The sequence below is a fragment of the Pseudomonas sp. GM48 genome, assembly GCF_000282335.1.
Taxonomy (GTDB): Bacteria; Pseudomonadota; Gammaproteobacteria; order Pseudomonadales; family Pseudomonadaceae; genus Aquipseudomonas.
This window is the reverse complement of sequence record NZ_AKJM01000049.1, coordinates 17,669-32,004: the sequence shown is the minus strand read 5'-3', so window position 1 is coordinate 32,004 and position 14,336 is coordinate 17,669. Positions and strand designations below refer to the sequence as shown.

Below are 14,336 nucleotides of genomic sequence, written 5' to 3'. Positions count from 1 at the left end.
TAGGCCGCAAGTATACAGGCCCGCGCCCGGTCGAACAGTCGGCTTTGGTCGGGCACCGGTGATCCTTTGTGAACTACCCATTTCCAAGGCGTCCCCTTATGATGTCCGCCAGACTCTTTACCCTGCGATGACCCATGGCCGATTCTGCTTTTTTCTGCACCCTTTCTCATGAAGGTGTTCTCGCGGTCCGCGGCGCGGACGCCAGCAAATTCCTGCAAGGCCAATTGACCTGCAATCTCGACTACCTGAGCGATTCCCGGGCCAGCCTCGGTGCGCGCTGCACCCAAAAAGGCCGGATGCAATCGAGTTTCCGCATCCTGCTCGAAGGGGACGGCGTAGTCCTGGCCATGGCCAGCGAATTGCTCGAACCACAACTGGTGGACCTGAAAAAGTACGCGGTGTTTTCCAAGTCGAAACTGACCGACGAAAGTGCCGCCTGGGTCCGCTTCGGCATTGACCATGGCGACGCCGCACTGGCCAGCCTCGGCCTGGACCTGCCGGCAGAAACCGACAGCGTCGTGCGCAACGATGGGTTGATTGCCATCCGTGTCTCGCCTGAGCGCGCCGAGTTGTGGGTCGTCACCGGTCAAGCCGATGCGGTCAAAGGCAAGTTGTCGGCTTTGCTGAGCGAAGGCGATCTGAATCAATGGCTGCTGGGTCAGGTCCGCGCAGGGATCGGCCAGGTCATGCCCGGCACCCGCGAGTTGTTCATCCCGCAGATGCTCAACCTGCAAGCGGTCGGTGGCGTGAGTTTCAAGAAAGGTTGCTACACCGGGCAGGAAATCGTCGCGCGGATGCAGTACCTGGGCAAACTCAAGCGCCGCTTGTATCGCCTGCAACTGGCAGCCAGCGAGCTGCCTGAACCGGGTGTCCCGCTGTTTTCCCCGACCCACGGCAGCTCCATCGGCGAAGTGGTGCTGGCTGCCCGCACCGGGCAAAACATTGAACTCCTGGCGGTGTTGCAAGCCGAAGCAGCAGACAGTGGAGACATCCACCTGGGCGCGATCGAAGGGCCGTCCTTGCAGCTGCTCGACCTGCCTTATGAACTGGACCGCGATCGCGAAATCCAGCAATAACGGCAGCACTTGGCGCGACACCTAGAGAGACTAAATGAGCGAGCTGGCGGAAAAGGTCCAACAGGATTTGGTTGAGGCCATCAATAACGATGACCTGGTTCTGCCAACGTTACCGGAAGTGGCCCTGCAGATTCGCAAGGCCGCGGAAAACCCGGAAGTCAGCGTCAGTACCCTGAGCAAAGTGATCGGCCGTGATACCGCGCTGTCGGCACGCCTGATCAAAGTGGTCAACAGCCCACTGTTGCGCGCAACCCAGGAAGTGACCGATCTGCATACCGCGATCACCCGCCTGGGCATCAACTACAGCTGTAATCTGGCGATCGGCCTGGTCATGGAGCAGATTTTCCATGCCCGCTCCGACGTGGTGGAACAGAAGATGCGCGATGTCTGGCGTAAAAGCCTGGAAATCGCCGGCGTCAGCTACGCCTTGTGCCGTCGATACACCCGACTCAAACCCGATCAGGCGGCCCTTGGCGGGCTGGTGCATCAGATCGGCGTGCTGCCGATCCTGACCTACGCTGAAGATCACTATGAGCTGCTGTCCGACCCGGTCAGCCTCAATCATGTGATCGACCAGATTCATCCGCTGATCGGCGAAAAACTGCTCAGGGTCTGGGAGTTTCCCGACATGCTGGTGCAAGTGCCGCAGCTATACCTGAACTTCAAACGCCAGTCTGCGCAGGTCGACTATGTGGACCTGGTACAGGTGGCCAGCCTGTATTGCCACAAAGACACTGATCATCCGATCTCGCGCATCGATCCCTTCAGCGTACCCGCTTTCGTCAAGCTCGGGATCGATCCGGACAACAAGGAGATGTGTGCCGATCTGGAAGAAACGCGCTCGATGTTTTACTGATCATTGTGGCGAGGAGCTTGCTCCCGCTGGGGCGCGAAGCGGCCCCTCCTTTCCCCTAAAGAGCAGGGGACTGCTGCGCAGTCCAACGGGAGCAAGCTCCCTCGCCACAGTAGGTCTGCTCAATCCCCTGCAATAAAGCTCACCCGCACCTTCAACCCCGCGTGTTCGCCATCGTGCAGGCTGATCTGGGCCAGATGCGCGCGGCAGATCTCACCGACAATCGCCAACCCCAATCCAGAACCGGCCACTTGCTGATTGCGTCGGTAAAAGCGCTCGAATACCCGATTGCGCTCCTCCAGAGGAATGCCGGGGCCATCATCTTCGACTTCCAGCACGGCGGGCGCCGAGACGCGCAAAACCACGTTGCCACCCGGCGGCGTGTGAGCCAGTGCGTTATCCACCAGATTGCTCAACAGTTCGTTCAGTAGCGTCGGCTCACCCCGCAGCCAGACGGGTTCTTCCGCCTCCAGCGCCAGCGCGATACCACGCTTGTGCGCCAACGGCGCCATGGCCATGCCTAGTTCCCGGGCCAATTGACTCAGGTCCAGTAACTGCGCGCCGCCCTCGGCAATCGCCCTGGCACCATTTTCGACCCGTGCCAGGGAAAGCAATTGATTGGCCAAGTGGGTCAAGCGATCAGTGCCTTGGGCTGCGGTCTCCAAAGTGCTGCGCCAGGTATCGGGCTCGGCTGAGCGCATGCCCAGTTCCAGTCGCGCCTTGAGCGCCGCCAGTGGCGTACGCAGTTCGTGGGCGGCATCGGCGATGAATTGCGCCTGTTTCTCGAACTGCCCGCGCAGGCGTTCGGTAAAGTGATTGAGCGCACGCACCAGCGGCCACAATTCGCGCTGCACTTCCACCAACGGCAGGGGGCGCAGATCGTCCGGCTGGCGCTCTTCCACCGCCGTACGCAAGCGCTCCAACGGGCGCAACGCGGCACTCACTGCGAACCACACCAGCATCAATGCCCCGCCCGCCAACATACCCAGGCGTAACAAAGTATCCGCCGCCAGACTGCGGGCCATGCTCACTCGCGCTTCATCGGTTTCTGCCACGCGGATTTCCGCCATGCCGTTCATGTTCGGCTCGCTCACGGGTTTGAGCAGGCTCACCACACGCACGTTCTGCCCACGGTATTGGGCGTTGTAGAAACGTGCCAGCGCCGGATAGTCATCGGTGCGCGGCGTTCCCGGCGGTGGCCCGGGCAGGTTTTCGTAACCGGAAATCAGCTTCTGATTGATGTCATTGACCAGATAGAAAATCCGCCCGGCGCTGTCGTAGGCGAAGGTATCGAGGGCGACATAAGGCACGTCGAGGCTAAGGCTCCCGTCGCGCGCGGACAGGCCCGCGGCGATAGTCCGCGCCGAGGCCAGCAAGGTGCGGTCATAGGCCGTGTCGGCGGCTTCGCGACCGTTCCAGTAGGCGCTCAATCCACTGGCCAGCATCAACACCACCAACAATAGCGCCAGGTTCCACAGCAACCGCCAGCGCAGACTGCTGGGCTTATGCATCGCGGCTTTCCAGCAAGTAACCGAGGCCGCGGAAGGTCACGATGGCGACCGGCTGGCCGTCGAGTTTCTTGCGCAGGCGGTGCACGTAGATTTCGATCGCATCGGGACTGGCCTCTTCATCGAGCCCGAATACTTGGGAGGCCAGTTGCTCCTTGCTCATCACCCGGCCGGGACGCGCAATCAGGGCTTCGAGTACAGCCTGTTCGCGGGAGGTCAGGGTCAGCAGTTCTTCGCCGAGGGTGAAACGCCGGGTTTCCAGGTCATAGGCCAGCACACCACAACGCTGAATGCGCTCACCGCCCAGCACACTGCGACGCAGCAAGGCTTTGACCCGGGCTTCGAGCTCGGTCAGTTCGAACGGCTTGGCCAGGTAATCGTCGGCTCCAAGGTTCAGGCCGTGGACCCGATCCTTGACATCGCTGCGCGCGGTCAGCATCAACACCGGCAGGTTCTTGCCCCGCGCCCGCAAACGCGCCAGCACTTCGAAACCATCCATGCGCGGCAAGCCGACATCGAGGATCGCCATGGCGTATTCCTCGCTGCCCAGCGCCAGGTCGGCTGCCACGCCATCGTGCAGCACGTCCACGGTCAGCCCGGTGCTCTTGAGCGCCTGGGCGACACTTTCGGCGAGCTGCAAATGGTCTTCGACGAGCAGGACACGCATGGATCTTTACCTCATTCCGGGATGGTCGACGCCACTCTCTGGCGCGAAGTTTACAGCCGCAACCGCCGCTGTGAAGCCCGAAAACCGTGAAAGCCAGCTGAAAGGTTAGCGAAAGGTTAGCCCGTTACAGTCCAGCCACGGACAGTTTCGACTGCCGTCGCTGCCGCCACACAGCGTTACGAAAAACGCCTCGAAGCGTTTTCGACAAATAAGAACAATAAACGGAGTAAGTCATCCATGCAGTCCCTGCAGACCCAGGCTATCGCGCCTGCCCGCCTCTCCCGTTTCAGCCACACCGCGCTTGCCAGCGCTGCCGCCCTTGCCGGTTTTTCACCTTTGAGCCAGGCCGCATTCGTCGACGACAGCTCGGCCACTTTCGAAACCCGCAACATGTATTTCAACCGCGATTTTCGCGACGGTACCAGTGCCCAACAGTCCAAGCGCGACGAGTGGGCCCAGGGTTTCATGCTCAATCTGAAATCAGGCTACACCGACGGCACCGTGGGGTTCGGTGTCGATGCGCTGGGCATGATGGGGGTCAAACTCGATTCGAGCCCGGATCGTACCGGTACCGGCCTGCTGCCGACCGACGATGGGCGTGCCGTCGATGAATACTCCAAACTCGGCCTGACCGGTAAAATGAAAATTTCCGCCAGCGAGCTGAAAATCGGCAGCCTGATTCCGGAATTGCCGATCCTCAAGGCCAACGACGGGCGCATCCTGCCGCAGACCTTTGAAGGCGGCATGCTGACCTCCAAAGAGATCAAGAACCTGACCTTCACCGGCGGGCGCCTGAACAAGGCCAAGGATCGCGACAGCACCGACTTCGAGGACGTTGCCCTCAACAACAAGAACAGCCGTTTCGCTGGCACCGTGGCCGGCAAGCACTTCGATTTCGGCGGCGCGGACTACAAGTTCACCGACAAGATCACCGGCAGTTATCACTTCGCGCAACTCGATGAAGTCTACAACCAGCACTTCCTCGGGTTGATCGCCTCGCAACCGTTCGGCCCCGGCACTTTTGCCAGCGACCTGCGGTTTGCCATCAGTGACGACCAGGGCGAAGCCCGTGGCGGCAAGATCGACAACAAGTCCCTCAACGGCCTGGTGAGTTACGCCTTGAGCGGGCACAAGTTCAGCGCGGGCTACCAGCACATGTCCGGCGACAGCGCATTCCCGTATGTGGATGGCAGCGACCCGTACCTGGTGAACTTCGTACAGATCAACGACTTTGCCGGCGCCGAGGAACGCTCCTGGCAAGCGCGCTATGACTTCGACTTCGTCGCGCTCGGCGTCCCTGGCCTGAGCTTCATGAGCCGTTACGTGAGTGGCGACAACATCAAGCTCAAGAACGGTGACGAAGGCAAAGAGTGGGAACGCAACTCCGAGATTAAATATGTTGTACAAAGCGGCGCACTCAAGGATGTCGCCGTGCGCTTGCGCAATGCCACCTACCGTTCCAATTACTCCGCTCGCGATGCCGATGAAGTACGTCTGCTGGTGAGCTATAGCGTTGCCCTTTGGTAATTCAGTACGTCGATAACAACAACTCCCAAGGAGACTTGAATGAACCTGTCAATGCGTAAACTAGCCCTCGCCGCCAGCGTCCTGCTGTTCGCCGGCCAAGCGCTTGCCGAACCAAAACGCCCGGAATGCATCGCCCCGGCCTCGCCCGGCGGTGGTTTCGACCTGACCTGCAAACTGGCGCAAAGCGCGCTGATCAACGAAAAACTGCTGACCAAACCGATGCGCGTGACGTACATGCCCGGCGGTGTCGGCGCGGTGGCGTACAACGCGGTGGTTGCCCAGCGTCCGGCGGATGCCGGCACTCTGGTGGCATGGTCAAGCGGTTCGCTGCTGAACCTGGCCCAAGGCAAATTCGGTCGCTTCGATGAAAGCAACGTACGCTGGCTGGCCGCCGTCGGCACCAGCTATGGCGCCATCGCGGTGAAAAGCGATTCGCCTTACAAGACCCTGGACGATCTGGTCCAGGCACTGAAGAAAGATCCGAGCAAAGTGGTGATCGGATCCGGTGGCACCGTCGGCAGCCAGGACTGGATGCAAACCGCGCTGATCGCCAAGGCCGCCGGGATCAATCCTCGTGACCTGCGTTACGTTGCCCTTGAAGGTGGCGGTGAAATTGCCACCGCTCTGCTCGGCGGCCACATCCAGGTCGGCAGCACCGACATCTCCGACTCCATGCCACACATCCAGAGCGGCGACATGCGTCTGCTGGCGGTGTTCTCCGACAAACGCCTGGACGAGCCGGAAATGAAAGACATCCCGACCGCCCGAGAGCAAGGCTACGACATCGTCTGGCCGGTGGTGCGCGGTTTCTACCTCGGGCCAAAAGTCAGCGACGAAGACTACGCCTGGTGGAAAGCTGCCTTCGACAAACTGCTGGCTTCCGAAGACTTCGCCAAGTTGCGCGATCAACGTGAGCTCTTCCCGTTCGCCATGACCGGCCCCGAGCTGGACACCTACGTGAAGAAGCAGGTCGCGGACTACAAAGTGCTGGCCAAAGAGTTCGGCCTGATCCAGTGATCGTCTCTGTCTAGCGGCTGCGACCCTGATTTTTTCGGGGCCGCAGCCCAGGAGTTCCCCATGCTCTTACAACGCATTTTTGCCGCGGTGCTGTTACTGGTCTGTATCGGCCTGGCGCTGATGGCGTGGCCGTACCAAGCGGCTTTTTCCTATGAACCGGTGGGGCCTCGGGCCTTTCCACTGCTGATGCTCGGCCTGATGGGCTCGGCGCTGTTGTACATGGTGTTCCGTCCGGCACCGATCAAACACAGTGCTGACGAGCCGCCGCTGGATCGCGAAACCCTGACCAAGATCGGCATCTGTGTGGTGCTGTTGCTGGTGTTCGCCGGTACTTTCGAGCCGCTGGGCTTTATCGTCGCCAGCATCATCACCGGTGTGCCGATGGCGCGCCTGTATGGCGGCCGCTGGGTGCCCAGCGTGGTGATCATCAGCCTGATGGCCGTCGGTCTTTACCTGCTGTTCGACCGCTTGATGGACGTGCCGCTGCCACTTGGCGTGCTCGACGTTCTGGAGAACTGATATGGATACTCTTGGCTATTTGGGTCAGGGCTTCGGCGTCGCGCTGAGCCCGTACAACCTGGTGACCGCACTGTGCGGCACCCTGATCGGCACCGTGGTCGGCCTGTTGCCGGGCCTGGGTCCGATCAACGGCGTGGCACTGTTGATTCCGATCGCATTCGCCCTTGGCCTGCCTCCGGAGTCGGCGCTGATCCTGCTGGCAGCGGTGTACCTGGGTTGCGAATACGGCGGCCGGATCAGCTCGATCCTGCTGAACATTCCGGGTGAAGCTTCCACTGTGATGACCACCCTCGACGGTTACCCGATGGCGCGCAAAGGCCTGGCCGGTGTAGCGCTGTCGCTGTCGGCATGGAGCTCGTTCATCGGTGCGTTTATCGCCACTTGCGGCATGGTGCTGTTCGCCCCGCTACTGGCGAAATGGGCGATTGCCTTCGGGCCGGCGGAATACTTCGTGTTGATGGTGTTTGCGATTGTCTGCCTCGGCGGCATGGCCGGCGACCGTCCGCTGAAGACGTTCATCGCGGCGCTGATCGGACTGTTCCTGTCGACCGTCGGCATCGACGCCAACAGCGGTGTGTATCGCTTCACCGGGGACAATATTCACCTGACCGACGGCATCCAGTTCGTCGTGCTGGTGCTGGGCCTGTTCTCCATCAGCGAAATCCTTCTGTTGCTGGAAAAAACCCACCACGGCCAGGAAGCGGTGAAAGCCACCGGGCGCATGATGTTCAACTTCAAGGAAGCGGCGTCGGTGTTCGTGGTGAACATTCGTTGCGGCGTACTGGGTTTCATCATGGGCGTGTTGCCGGGTGCAGGCGCTACCCTGGCCAGTGCCGTGGCCTACATGACTGAAAAACGCATCGCCGGTGCCAAGGGTACTTTCGGCCAGGGTGACATGCGCGGTCTCGCCGCTCCGGAAACCGCCATCGGTGGCGCGGCTTGCGGTGCGCTGGTGCCGATGCTGACCCTCGGCGTTCCAGGTTCCGGCACCACGGCAGTGATGATTGGCGCGCTGTCGCTGTACAACATCACCCCCGGTCCACTGTTGTTCCAGGAACAACCCGACATTGTCTGGGGCCTGATCGCGTCGTTGTTCATTGCCAACGTGATGCTGGTGATCCTCAACATCCCGATGATCCGCGTGTTCACCCGCATCCTCGCCGTGCCGAACTGGGCGCTGGTGCCGGTGATCGCCATCATTACCGGGATCGGCGTCTACGCCGTGCACGCCACCACATTCGACCTGTTCCTGATGATCGGTATCGGCATCTTCGGCTACATCCTGCGCAAGCTGGACTTCCCGTTGTCTCCGCTGTTGCTGGGTTTCATCCTCGGTGGCCTGATGGAGCAGAACCTGCGTCGCGCCCTGTCGATTTCCAACGGTGCGCTGGAAATCCTCTGGTCGAGCCCGATCACCTTTGGTGTCTGGGTACTGACGGCGATCATGCTGTTGATGCCGATCATCCGTATCTGGCGCAAACGCTCGGTCGCGCAACGCGCTATTGCCGATGTCTGATCGGTCACCCTTCAGAAACTGGTGGGGAACCCCGCTGGTCGGCCTGCTCGGCGGTTACCTCGCCAGCCAGGTCGGCTGGCCTTTGCCGTGGATGGTCGGCTCATTGCTGGCGATCATCCTCGTGCGCTGCCTGACACCCTGGCAATTGGCGGAAATCCCTGGCGGCCGCAAGTGCGGCCAGTGGATTGTCGGTATCGGCATTGGCCTGCACTTCACCCCGGTGGTGATGGAGCAGGTGCTGAGTCATTTCGGTCTGATCTTCTTCGGTGCGTTGGTCACCAGCCTGTCCGCCGTGGTCGGCGTGTGGCTGATGCGCCGCACCGGTGAAGATCGTGCCACGGCGTTTTTTTCCAGCATGCCCGGCGGTTCCGGGGAGATGGTCAACCTTGGCGCACGCAACGGCGCGGTACTCAGCCGTGTCGCGGCGGGGCAGAGTCTGCGGGTGTTGGTCGTAGTGCTCTGCGTGCCGGCGGCTTTCAAATATCTACTGGGCGATGGTGCCCCGGTTTTACATGCCACCGCCGTGGACTGGCGCTGGCTGGCCCTGCTGTTCCCGGCAGGCGCATTGGCGGCCTGGATCTGGGAACGCCTGCGTCAACCCAATCCCTGGCTGTTCGGGCCGTTGCTGGTCAGTGCGGCCGTCAGCATCGGCTGGGATTTGCACATCGGTTTGCCCAATGGCGGCAGCCAGATCGGCCAATGGCTGATCGGTAGCGGACTGGGCTGTCACTTCAACCGGCAGTTTTTCCGGCGTGCGCCATCGTTCATGGGCCGCACCTTGATCGGCACGGTGTTGACCATGCTGATCGCGACCGTAGCAGCCCTGGGTTTGAGTGCGCTGACCCACCTGGATCTGCGCTCACTGACATTGGGCATGATGCCCGGCGGCATTGCCGAGATGAGCCTGACGGCGGAAACCCTGCAACTGTCGGTGCCGCTGGTGACGGCGATGCAGGTGATGCGGTTGTTGTTTGTGCTGTTTCTGGCGGAACCGTTGTTCAAGTACTGGGACCGACAACCGGATTCTGTCTGAAAGACCTGTGGCGAGGGAGCTTGCTCCCGCTGGGCTGCGAAGCAGCCCCTCTTTCCACATCCAGTTTCTTCAGGCGCACCGCATATGCAGGCTTTACGGCTGCTACGCAACCGAGCGGGAGCAAGCTCCCTCGCCACAAAGGCCCATACGGGCAATCATCAAACCGGTGGCAACCGCCACTCGATCGGCGTTTCGCCATTCTGCTCAAGAAACTTGTTGGTGCGGCTGAAGTGCCCGCACCCGAGGAAGCCGCGATAGGCCGATAGCGGTGACGGGTGCACCGAAGTCAGCACCAGGTGCTTGGTGGCATCGATCAGTTTCTGCTTGCTCTGGGCATGGGCGCCCCACAGCATGAACACCAGGTGCGGTTGCTGCTGGCTGACCACTTCAATGACCCGATCGGTGAAAAACTGCCAGCCCTTGTCCTTGTGCGCATTGGCATTGGCACGCTCGACGGTCATGGTGGTGTTGAGCATCAACACGCCCTGATCGGCCCAGCTCTGCAAGTAGCCATGGTTGGGGATATCGATGTTCAGGTCGCGTTTGAGTTCTTTGTAAATGTTCACCAATGACGGTGGCGCCGGCACGCCGGGTTGCACCGAAAAGCACAAACCATGGGCCTGGCCCGGGCCGTGATAAGGATCCTGACCGAGGATCACCACTTTGACCTTGTTCAGCGGCGTGGAATTGAGCGCGTTGAAAATCATCGGCCCCGGCGGATAGATCTCCTTGCCGGCCGCCCGCTCCTGTTGCAGGAAGTTTCGCAACTCTGTCATGTAGGGCTGGTCGAATTCGGCACGCAGTGCTTCCTTCCAGCTCGGTTCGAGTTTGATACGGTCGTCAGCAGTCATGGTCATACCCGGCAGAAACAATGGGGCGAACCCTAGGAAAGCGCACCACGCTTGTCAATTGATCTGACGCAGATCCGGCACTTTCCTACACTGCGATCATACTTAACCTTCAAATTCCCGATCGAGGTCACGATGAATCTGCACTTCGAAGAACTCACCGGCACCGACGGCGCCCGCATCGGCATCGCCAGCCTGGATGCAGAAAAATCCCTGAACGCCCTGTCCCTGCCTATGATCAACGCCCTGCGCGACCGTATGGAAGCCTGGGCCAAGGACCCGCAAATTGTCTGCGTGCTGTTGCGCGGTAATGGCCCCAAGGCTTTTTGCGCCGGGGGTGAAGTACGCAGCCTGGTCGAAGCCTGCCGCGCGCACCCCGGGGAAGTGCCGCCACTGGCCGCGCACTTTTTTGCGGCGGAATATCGCCTGGACTTCAATCTGCACACCTACCCGAAACCGTTGATCTGTTGGGGTCATGGCTATGTGCTGGGCGGCGGCGTGGGGTTATTGCAAGGTGCGAACATACGCATCGTCACACCGAGCAGCCGCTTGGCGATGCCCGAGATCAGCATCGGTCTGTACCCGGACGTTGGCGGCAGTTGGTTCCTGTCGCGCCTGCCCGGCAAGCTCGGGTTGTTCCTGGGCCTGACCGGTGCACACATGAACGGTCGCGATGCCATCGACCTGGACCTGGCCGACCGTTTCCTGCTCGATGAACAGCAGCCGGAATTGATCGAAGGTCTGTTGCAACTGAACTGGCAGGAACAGACACCCATGCAGCTCAACAGCCTGCTCAAGGCCTTGCAGCAGGAAGCCGTGGCGCAAATGCCCGAAGCCCAGTGGTTGCCGCGGCGCCAGCAGATCGACGAGCTGCTGGATGTCAGCGACGTGCGTTGCGCCTGGAAGGCCATCAGCGCCTTGCGCGATCACACCGATCTGTTGCTGAGCCGCGCGGCCAGGACCATGAGCGAAGGCTCGCCGCTGACCGCGCACCTGGTGTGGGAGCAGATCATCCGTGCCCGGCACCTGTCGCTGGCCGAGGTCTTTCAGATGGAATACACCCTGAGCCTCAACTGCTGTCGTCATCCGGAGTTCAGCGAAGGCGTACGTGCCCGGCTGATCGACAAGGATCAGAAGCCGCACTGGCATTGGCCGGACATCAACAACGTGCCGGACGCGGTGGTGCAAGCGCACTTTCACAAGGCATGGGAAGGTCGGCATCCACTGGCGGACTTGTCCGAATACTGAAAACTGTGGGAGCGGGCTTGCTCGCGAAGGCGTCGTCTCAGAAACATTGATGTTGTCTGACACTCCGCCTTCGCGAGCAAGCCCGCTCCCACATTAGAGCTGTGTTCTATACAAAACTAGCGGTGATTACCCCGCCAGTTGTGATCGCCGCGTTCGCCACGATGGTTGCGCCAGTCTCGGCCTCGATTGTCATTGTTCCAGTCCCCGCGGTTACGGCCGTCCCAGCCATGGTTCTGATGCATCCGGTAATCACCCCGATATGGCTGGTAGTAACGCGGAGCGGGTTGGTAATAGCGCGGTTGATACATCCGCGGCTGGTAGTAATAGCGCGGTGTCGGCTGGTAATACCGCGCTGGCGGCATGTAATACCGTGGTGACGGTGTGTAGTAACCATTGGAATAGTAGGAACTCCCCCCGGCGTAATAGGTTGGCGCAGGCGAGGTATAGACTTCGGAACTGTAGTAACTGCCTCCTTCGTCGTAATAAGGCACGCACCCACCAAGGGACAATCCCGACACAACAAGTAGAAGAATTCGCCGCAGCTTATTTTGACAGAGCATGGCGGCCTCCTGGACCGCGGGTGAGCCACACCAGCGACGCTGGCAAGCGACAGTCAAATGTTCGGTGACTGTCGAAAGATCAGACATCGATTTCGGAATCTGGTGCGCCCTTGAAACAAGTGGAAACATCTGGCCGATGAAAGGTTTTTCATCCATTCACGCCCTGATTAACGGTGGCCGCCGTGAAATCCACCGCCATGATATCCACCTCCGTGATACCAACCGCCGCGATAGCCATGGCCACCGTAGTAACCGTGCCCACCGTAGTAATAGGGGCGATAGCCACCGTAATAACGTGGGCTGTAGTAATAAGGCGAGTAGTAACCGGGGTAGTAATAAGATGTCCCGTAGACGTCGGCGGGACTGTCGTAGTAATAGCAGCCAGACAATCCAAAACCGAGCACTGCACCCAACAACAAACGACGCAACATGACGGCCTCCGTAAAGACCTGTGACAGCAGTCGGCACTCATCGACTGACATCTGTTTTGACTGGCAAACCTCTGCCAAGTGCAACGTTGCATCAACCTTCGGATCAGCGGCGGACACGTTCCAATGCAGTGCATCTGCGCACCATCACAAGGCAGTCCGCCCTCCCGATCACCCTCCTCGACCACTCCACCCCCCGCACTAGAGCGCTCGGGCCAACTTGGCACGTCTCTCGCTTTAGCGCAGTTGTTCCAAAAAAATGTGCAGGCGTCACCACAGGTTCGCGGCACCACAATTTGCAATGGCTGACTAGGGTTCCGGCTCGCGATGGCGAGTGACTGGTCCGAGAGTTGGCGACCTCCAGTTGAGGTTACACGGCGGGACAAAAGCCCGGGAGACAAGCCACCGTTCGCGGTGCCGCTGCCTTCCTGTCCGTCCTTGATCAACTGGAGAACCATCATGTCCAAGCTTCGTTTACCCGCCCTGCTCGCTGCTGCGTTCGCAGCCCTCGTGAGCCTCTCGTCCCAGGCCGCCCAGAAGGACCACTTCAGCGTGTGCTGGACGATCTACGCCGGCTGGATGCCATGGGAATATGCCGGCAGCCAGGGCATCGTCGATAAATGGGCGAAAAAGTACGGCATCAAGATCGACGTGGTGCAGCTCAATGACTACGTCGAATCGATCAACCAGTACACCGCCGGCCAGTTCGACGGTTGCACCATGACCAACATGGACGCGCTGACCATTCCGGCGGCCGGTGGCGTCGACAGCACTGCGCTGATCGTCAGCGATTTCTCCAACGGCAACGACGGCATCGTGCTCAAGGGCGAAGGCAAGAAAGTCGCCGACCTCAAGGGCATGGACGTCAACCTGGTGGAGCTCTCGGTCTCCCACTACCTGCTGGCTCGCGCCCTTGATTCGGTGGACCTCACCGAGAAAGACCTGAAAGTGGTCAACACCTCCGACGCCGATATTTCGGCGGCCTTCAACACCGAACAGGTCAACGCCGTCACCACCTGGAACCCGATGCTCTCGGACATCAAGGCCAAGCCTGCGGTGACCGAAGTGTTCAACTCCAGCCAGATCCCCGGCGAAATCATGGACATGATGGTGGTCAACTCCCAAACCCTCAAAGACAACCCGGCCCTTGGCAAGGCGCTGACCGGCGCCTGGTTTGAAGTGGTCGAGTTGATGAACGCCAGGACCGCCGCGGGCAAAGCCGCACTGGAACACATGGCCAAGGCCTCGGGCACTGACCTGCCGGGTTTCCAGGCACAACTGGACACCACCAAATTGTTCACCACGCCCAAGGAAGCCCTGGCGTTCAGCACCAGCAAGCAACTGCCGGAGACCATGCGCAAAGTCGCCGAGTTCTCCTTCCAGCACGGCTTGCTGGGTGAAGGCGCCAAGGACACCAGCGCAGTCGGCATGGCCTTCGCCAACGGCGTGACCAGCGGCGACAAGAGCAACCTCAAGCTGCGCTTCGACCCGAGTTACGTGCAGATGGCCGCCGACGCCAAGCTGTAAGAAGAGGAC

14 protein-coding genes and 1 riboswitch are annotated in these 14,336 nt (G+C 60.4%); of the genes, 9 read left to right on the top strand and 5 right to left on the bottom strand.

What is annotated here, in order from left to right; all coding sequences use genetic code 11:
• Positions 1–134 precede the first annotated feature (134 nt).
• A complete protein-coding gene (gene ygfZ, locus PMI28_RS20010; RefSeq protein WP_007984738.1) occupies positions 135–1,076 on the top strand; it encodes a CAF17-like 4Fe-4S cluster assembly/insertion protein YgfZ in 942 nt (313 codons plus the stop codon).
• A gap of 34 nt (positions 1,077–1,110) precedes the next feature.
• The gene (locus PMI28_RS20015) at positions 1,111–1,932 is read left to right on the top strand and encodes an HDOD domain-containing protein (protein WP_007984737.1); all 822 of its coding nucleotides are present in this window, start codon (positions 1,111–1,113) and stop codon (positions 1,930–1,932) included.
• A gap of 119 nt (positions 1,933–2,051) precedes the next feature.
• On the opposite strand, the gene PMI28_RS20020 is transcribed toward PMI28_RS20015, so the two are convergent.
• Together PMI28_RS20020 and PMI28_RS20025 are read right to left on the bottom strand one after the other, a co-directional pair.
• A complete protein-coding gene (locus PMI28_RS20020; protein WP_007984735.1) occupies positions 2,052–3,440 on the bottom strand; it encodes a sensor histidine kinase in 1,389 nt (462 codons plus the stop codon).
• Positions 3,433–4,104 carry a response regulator gene (locus PMI28_RS20025; RefSeq protein ID WP_007979804.1) on the bottom strand — a complete coding sequence of 224 codons (672 nt, stop codon included), beginning with the start codon at positions 4,102–4,104 and terminating at the stop codon, positions 3,433–3,435. The genes PMI28_RS20020 and PMI28_RS20025 overlap by 8 nt, the downstream gene beginning before the upstream one ends.
• Positions 4,105–4,341: 237 nt before the next feature.
• On the opposite strand from PMI28_RS20025, the gene PMI28_RS20030 reads away from it, so the two are divergent.
• Genes PMI28_RS20030 through PMI28_RS20050 form a run of 5 tightly spaced genes read left to right on the top strand, consistent with a single transcriptional unit; the run spans position 4,342 to position 9,716 of the window.
• Positions 4,342–5,631 (top strand): OprD family porin, encoded by a 1,290-nt coding sequence (locus tag PMI28_RS20030; RefSeq protein WP_007984727.1) that lies wholly within the window; start codon positions 4,342–4,344, stop codon positions 5,629–5,631.
• A gap of 39 nt (positions 5,632–5,670) precedes the next feature.
• Entirely contained in the window at positions 5,671–6,648 is a 978-nt protein-coding gene (locus PMI28_RS20035; protein ID WP_007984726.1) for a Bug family tripartite tricarboxylate transporter substrate binding protein, read from the top strand.
• 60 nt (positions 6,649–6,708) lie between these two features.
• Positions 6,709–7,167, top strand: coding sequence for a tripartite tricarboxylate transporter TctB family protein (locus PMI28_RS20040; RefSeq protein WP_007984725.1), 459 nt, complete (start codon positions 6,709–6,711; stop codon positions 7,165–7,167).
• A 1-nt stretch (position 7,168) separates the two neighbouring features.
• Complete coding sequence (locus tag PMI28_RS20045; RefSeq protein ID WP_007984722.1) at positions 7,169–8,683, top strand: tripartite tricarboxylate transporter permease; 1,515 nt, start codon at positions 7,169–7,171, stop codon at positions 8,681–8,683.
• Positions 8,676–9,716 carry an AbrB family transcriptional regulator gene (locus PMI28_RS20050; RefSeq protein WP_007984721.1) on the top strand — a complete coding sequence of 347 codons (1,041 nt, stop codon included), beginning with the start codon at positions 8,676–8,678 and terminating at the stop codon, positions 9,714–9,716. The genes PMI28_RS20045 and PMI28_RS20050 overlap by 8 nt, the downstream gene beginning before the upstream one ends.
• A gap of 158 nt (positions 9,717–9,874) precedes the next feature.
• Here the strand turns inward: PMI28_RS20050 and ung are convergent, their stop codons facing one another.
• On the bottom strand, positions 9,875–10,567 hold the full coding sequence (gene ung / locus PMI28_RS20055) for a uracil-DNA glycosylase (protein WP_007996228.1): 693 nt from the start codon (positions 10,565–10,567) through the stop codon (positions 9,875–9,877).
• 132 nt (positions 10,568–10,699) lie between these two features.
• Between ung and PMI28_RS20060 the strand changes: the two genes are divergently transcribed.
• On the top strand, positions 10,700–11,812 hold the full coding sequence (locus PMI28_RS20060) for an enoyl-CoA hydratase/isomerase family protein (RefSeq protein WP_007984717.1): 1,113 nt from the start codon (positions 10,700–10,702) through the stop codon (positions 11,810–11,812).
• A 116-nt stretch (positions 11,813–11,928) separates the two neighbouring features.
• Here the strand turns inward: PMI28_RS20060 and PMI28_RS29450 are convergent, their stop codons facing one another.
• Positions 11,929–12,372, bottom strand: a complete 444-nt coding sequence (locus PMI28_RS29450; protein ID WP_007984715.1) for a hypothetical protein — start codon at positions 12,370–12,372, stop codon at positions 11,929–11,931.
• A 167-nt stretch (positions 12,373–12,539) separates the two neighbouring features.
• The gene (locus PMI28_RS20065; protein WP_007984714.1) at positions 12,540–12,803 is read right to left on the bottom strand and encodes a hypothetical protein; all 264 of its coding nucleotides are present in this window, start codon (positions 12,801–12,803) and stop codon (positions 12,540–12,542) included.
• Positions 12,804–13,098: 295 nt separating this feature from the next.
• Positions 13,099–13,199, top strand: a riboswitch (guanidine-I (ykkC/yxkD leader).
• Positions 13,200–13,259: 60 nt separating this feature from the next.
• Here PMI28_RS20065 and PMI28_RS20070 point away from each other — a divergent pair.
• Positions 13,260–14,327, top strand: a complete 1,068-nt coding sequence (locus PMI28_RS20070) for a putative urea ABC transporter substrate-binding protein (RefSeq protein ID WP_007984711.1) — start codon at positions 13,260–13,262, stop codon at positions 14,325–14,327.
• Positions 14,328–14,336: the final 9 nt, after the last annotated feature.